This window comes from Variovorax sp. WDL1, from assembly GCF_001541225.1.
Taxonomy (GTDB): domain Bacteria; phylum Pseudomonadota; class Gammaproteobacteria; order Burkholderiales; family Burkholderiaceae_C; genus Variovorax.
The window spans coordinates 1-4,967 of sequence record NZ_LMTS01000124.1 but is presented as its reverse complement, the minus strand read 5'-3'; the positions used below and the strand labels follow the sequence as shown (position 1 = coordinate 4,967).

Annotated in this window: 5 protein-coding genes; 4 read left to right on the top strand and 1 reads right to left on the bottom strand. The window is 65.3% G+C overall.

The annotated features are described in order from the left end of the window. On the top strand, nt 1-773 hold a 773-nt coding region (locus APY03_RS43905), incomplete at its 5' end, for a phosphoenolpyruvate carboxylase (protein ID WP_232324303.1). Nucleotides 774-976: 203 nt separating this feature from the next. On the opposite strand, the gene APY03_RS16675 is transcribed toward APY03_RS43905, so the two are convergent. Continuing rightward, nucleotides 977-2,182: a Y-family DNA polymerase gene (locus APY03_RS16675; protein ID WP_068678300.1), complete on the bottom strand. Its 1,206-nt coding sequence runs from the start codon at nt 2,180-2,182 to the stop codon at nt 977-979. Between the two features lie 107 nt (nt 2,183-2,289). Between APY03_RS16675 and APY03_RS16670 the strand changes: the two genes are divergently transcribed. The 3 genes from APY03_RS16670 (at nt 2,290) to APY03_RS16660 (ending at nt 4,953) form a co-directional block, all read left to right on the top strand. Next, nucleotides 2,290-2,850, top strand: a complete 561-nt coding sequence (locus APY03_RS16670; protein WP_068678299.1) for a putative glycolipid-binding domain-containing protein — start codon at nt 2,290-2,292, stop codon at nt 2,848-2,850. A gap of 249 nt (nt 2,851-3,099) precedes the next feature. Further along, complete coding sequence (locus tag APY03_RS16665) at nt 3,100-4,269, top strand: DNA topoisomerase IB (protein ID WP_068678298.1); 1,170 nt, start codon at nt 3,100-3,102, stop codon at nt 4,267-4,269. A 387-nt stretch (nt 4,270-4,656) separates the two neighbouring features. Further along, a complete protein-coding gene (locus APY03_RS16660) occupies nt 4,657-4,953 on the top strand; it encodes a hypothetical protein (protein WP_068678297.1) in 297 nt (98 codons plus the stop codon). Nucleotides 4,954-4,967: the final 14 nt, after the last annotated feature.

Below are 4,967 nucleotides of genomic sequence, written 5' to 3'. Positions count from 1 at the left end.
CGCTGGTCGCCGCCACACTCGAGGCCACGCTGCTGCCGTCGGCGAAGGCGGCGCCGGCGGCCTTCCTTGCCGCTGCCGACGAACTGTCGACAGCCAGCATGGCGGCGTACCGCGCACTGGTCTACGAGACGCCCGGCTTCGGCGACTACTTCTTCAGCGCCACGCCGATCCGGGAGATCGCCGAGCTCAACATCGGTTCCCGGCCGGCCTCGCGCAACCCGAGCCGCAGGATCGAGGACCTGCGCGCCGTGCCCTGGAGCTTCAGCTGGGGTCAGTGCCGGCTCACGCTGCCCGGCTGGTACGGCTTCGGCTCGGCGATCGAGCGCTTCCTGGCCGCTGCCGGCAGCGCCGCGGCGCGCAAGGAACGACAAGCTCTGTTGCAGCGCATGGTTGCGCAGTGGCCCTTCTTCAGCACCTTGCTTTCGAACATGGACATGGTGCTGGCCAAGAGCGACCTCGCCCTGGCTTCACGGTATGCCGAACTGGTGGAGGATCGCAAGTTGCGGCAGAAGGTGTTTTCGATGATCGAGGCCGAATGGCATCGCACCTCCGATGCGCTGGCGCTGATCACCGGCACGAAGCAGCGGCTGGAAGGCAACGTCGAGATGCAGCGTTCAATCCGCCACCGCTTCCCCTATATCGATCCGCTGCACCATCTTCAGGTGGAACTGATGCGGCGCTGGCGCGCCGGTCAGCAGGACGACGAGCGCCTGCAGCGCGGCATCCACATGTCGATCAACGGCGTGGCGGCAGGCCTGCGGAACACGGGCTGATCGAGCTGAAACTGCCGTATCGCTCCGAGGTCGGCGCTGGGCGTGCGGACGAGCCGGATGGACGCCCCCCGAGGCCCGGCCGCCGGGCGTTCGGCGCTCTCTACCTGCCGGCACTGCTGGGGGCCGGAGCTGCGCATCGAGATCGACCGCGAATGCACCCTGCCGACGCCGGCCAGGCGGCACCGTCGAGCTAATCACCTTGTCTAGAAAAGCGACGCGGTGGTCGCGAGGACGGCAGCAGCGGCGCGCGATTGCGCCACGTATACATCCTGCGCCGACGTCAGCATTGCCTCCGGGCTGCCTGCCCTCACCAGCGCACCCACGCGCACGCCCAACAGGCGCAGCGGCCGCTCCAGCGGTACGCGCTTGAGGCAGCGTCCGGCCGCTTGCCGGATGGTTTTCGCATCTGAAGTGAACTGCTCGATGGTCTGGTCGCGCGTCGCGATCTTGAAGTCGTCATAGCGCAGCTTGATCCCGATCGTCTTGCCCACATAGCCCTTGCGCTGCAGATCTTCCGCCACCTTGCCGCACAGGTGCGTGAAGATGGCGCCCAGCTCGGCCCGGTCGCGCACCGCGTGCAAGTCACGCTCGAAGGTGGTCTCGCGGCTCATCGACACCGGCTCGCTTTCTGTCACCACCGGCCGCTCATCGCGTCCCCAGGCCACCTCGTGCATCCAGGCGCCGGTGGCTTTACCGAAGTTCTGGATCAGCCAATCGCGGTCGCGGGCCGCGAGCTCGCCGATCGTGCGGATGCCGAAACGCTGCAGCTTCTCGTCGGCCTTGGGCCCGATGCCGTTGACCTTCCGGCAGGGAAGCGGCCAGATGCGCGTCTGGAGGTCTTGCTCGTAGACCACAGAAATGCCGTTCGGCTTCTCGAACTCGCTCGCCATCTTCGCCAGCAGCTTGTTTGGCGCGACGCCGATCGAACAGGTGAGCCCGGTGGCCTGGAGGATGGAGCGCTGGATCAGGCGGGCCAGCGCACGCCCGCCCTCCCGCTGACCGCCAGGCACCTCGGTGAAATCGATGTAGACCTCGTCCACGCCGCGGTCTTCCATCAGCGGCGCGATCTCCGTTATCACCTTCTTGAACATGCGCGAATAGCGCCGGTACTCGTCGAAATCGACGGGCAGGATGATGGCCTGCGGGCACAGCTTCGCCGCCTTCATCAGCCCCATTGCGGAGCCGACACCGAAGGGCCGCGCGGGATAGGTCGCGGTGGTGATCACCCCGCGGCCCACATAGTCCCTGAGCAGCGGGAAGGCCTCGACGGGAATGTCGGCCAGGGCACTGCCTTCCGGCAGTTCGCGGATGGCTTCATCGACCTTGCGCCGGCCGCCTCCGATCACGACTGGAAGCCCCTTGAGCTGCGGGTAGCGCAGTAGTTCCACCGAGGCATAGAACGCATCCATGTCGAGGTGGGCAATGCGGCGGATTGGAGCGGCGGTCACGCGCTGGATTTTGAACGTTCGGGGACGGGCACTGGTGCGCAGGGGGCATCGATGACATCATCGGGTCCATGCAAATCGTAGCCACCATGTTCTGGCGCCGGCACGACCTGCCCGGCCATGATGCCTGCCGCCTTGAGAAGCACGGCGACGGATGGCAACTCGACGGTGCCGCGGTCTTTCGCAGCGAGAACGGCCAGCCGGCCCGTCTGGACTACCGCGTGCATTGCGACAAGGCGTGGCATGCAAAGTGGGGACGTGTGCGCGGTTGGGTCGGCAGCCTCCCGGTGGACTTCGCGATCGCGCGCGCCACCAACGGCGAATGGTCGCTCAACGACCAGCGGGTGCCGGGCTTGGCCCACTGCACGGATCTGGACCTGGGCTTCACCCCCGCCACCAACCTGCTGCCTTTGCGCCGCCTAAACCTCCAGGTCGGTGAAAGCGCCGAGGCGCCGGCCGCCTGGCTCGACCTCGACAACGAAGACCTGAGTGCGCTGGCGCAGCACTACGAACGCCGCAGCGAGGCCGAGTACTGGTACCAGTCCCCGCGCTTTGACTATGAGGGTCTGCTAGTCACGATGCCTGAAGGCTTCGTCACGCACTACCCCACGCTCTGGCAGCCTGAGGGCTGAGGGCCGCGGCGTCGGGTGGTCGTGGCGCGGACAGCGGGCATGCTGCGCGGCGCTGGAACCCAGCGAAGGCGATCGCATCATGGCCGGAAGAGCTCCGGCCGATTCGTCTCGCCGATCCACAATGAAGATGTGCTCGAAGGGGCGGGCTCGGACTCGCAACGCTTGCTGCGTCCTACAGGCGGGCGGGGTCGGCGCCATCTCGCGGAGTACGTCGAAGACTGCACCCTTGCCTTTAATTTTTCCAAGCGCATGGCTGACGCTGCAAGTCCTCGACCAGTGCCTCTCAACAACGGCCTCGTGTATGTGGACGCTGGCATGCCCGGGCTCACGCGAGTGCGGCATGGCAGCAGCTTTCGATATCGGGATGCGAAGGGCCGCTGGTTGCGTGACGTCGATGAGCTCTCCCGCATCAAGCAGTTGGCCATTCCACCGGCGTACACCGATGTCTGGATCTGTCCGCTGCCCAATGGCCATCTGCAGGCCACGGGAATCGATGCGCGCGGCCGCAAGCAGTACCGCTACCACGCCGAATGGCGCCTGCTGAAGGACGAAACCAAGTTCGAACGACTGGAGCTGTTCGGGCGCGCGTTGCCGAAAATCCGTGCGCGCGTGGCGCGCGACCTTCGAGCAGGTGCGAGGGAGCCGTTGCCCGGACGCGCGACGGTGCTGGCAACGCTGGTGCGCCTGCTCGACATCACCTTTCTGCGGGTGGGCAATGAGGAATACGCCAGCAGCAATCGATCTTACGGCCTCACGACCTTGCGCAACCGGCACGTCGATGTTCGCGGTAGCTCGTTCAAGCTGCGCTTTCGTGGCAAGAGCGGCGTGCTGCATGAGGCCCGAGTCGACGATCCACGGGTAACGCGCGTGATTCGTCGATGCCAGCAGTTGCCGGGGCAAGAGCTGTTCCAATATCGAGGGCCTGACGGCGAAGTCCGCAACGTGTCTTCCTCCGACGTCAACGAGTATCTGCGAGAGGCGTCAGGAGACAATTTCACTGCGAAGGATTTCCGAACCTGGCATGGAACAGTGCAAGCACTTGAACTTACGCGCATTGCCTGCAGCGGTGAATCGGAAGGCGAATCGGCCAAGTCACGCGGCAGTGCAAAGGAAATCATCGGCGCAGTTGCCCGACAACTTGGCAACACGCCAGCGGTTTGCAAGAAGGCCTATATTCATCCAGCTGTGCTGACGCTTGGCGCCAGGCTGTCCGCCGATTCCGGGACCATGACCGAGATCTGGAAGGAACTCGCAAAGGCACCTCAAACTGCGCGCCGGCTTCGCTCCGCAGAGGCACGGTTGCTTGCGTTCCTGCGGCGGTGTCGTACTTCATCAGTGACACGGTGGCCACTCGATCTGAAGCACTCCGACAAGGACGGGCCGCGGAACCAACCCTCACATCCGGCGATGATGAGATGATGAGTTCAAGTGGCACAAGTGTCGCGCTGAGGCGCTGATGCGCTGAACACGCCGGTCCGCCGGTCCCGGCTGCAGCTCGGCACGCCTCCGCCCGCAACCTACGGTGTCGGGGACCGGCCCCCTCTCAGCCGACAGAGGACGACCACGATGTCTAAAGCCCATGGCCCGCTTACGGTAAGCGTCCGGCCAGCCCGTCCTGATTCCTGCCGCTCTCGCTAGGAGCATCGTGTTCACTACTCCACTTATTTCTTGGCGGACACGTGAACACTATCGAGGCGACAGCGGTGAAGGGGGAGCGCCGTCGGAGGCGCCGTCACAGCGATGAATTCAAGGCCAACCTGGTCGCCGCGTGCCGCGTGTACTCGACCTGGCATATCGATCGCCTCGGTGGCGCTGGCCAATGGCATCAACGCGAACCTGCTGCGTCGCTGGATGATCGAAGGAGGTCAAGGGCGTTGGCAGGTCCTTGCCGAGTGCCGACAGCCCGGTGCGTCGGTCTCGGCCGTGGCCATCGCGCACGGCCTGAACACCAACGTCGTGCGCAAGTGGCTCACGGGCCGCGGCCTCAAACGCATGGCATTGCTGTGCCTGCAGTCGATGGCAACGCGCCTCACGATCGAGTCCGCTTACGCGCGGAGTGGCGGAGTGGCGGAGTGGCGTAAGCGCGTGGTGATCCCGTCTTGACGACGGTCTTCGAT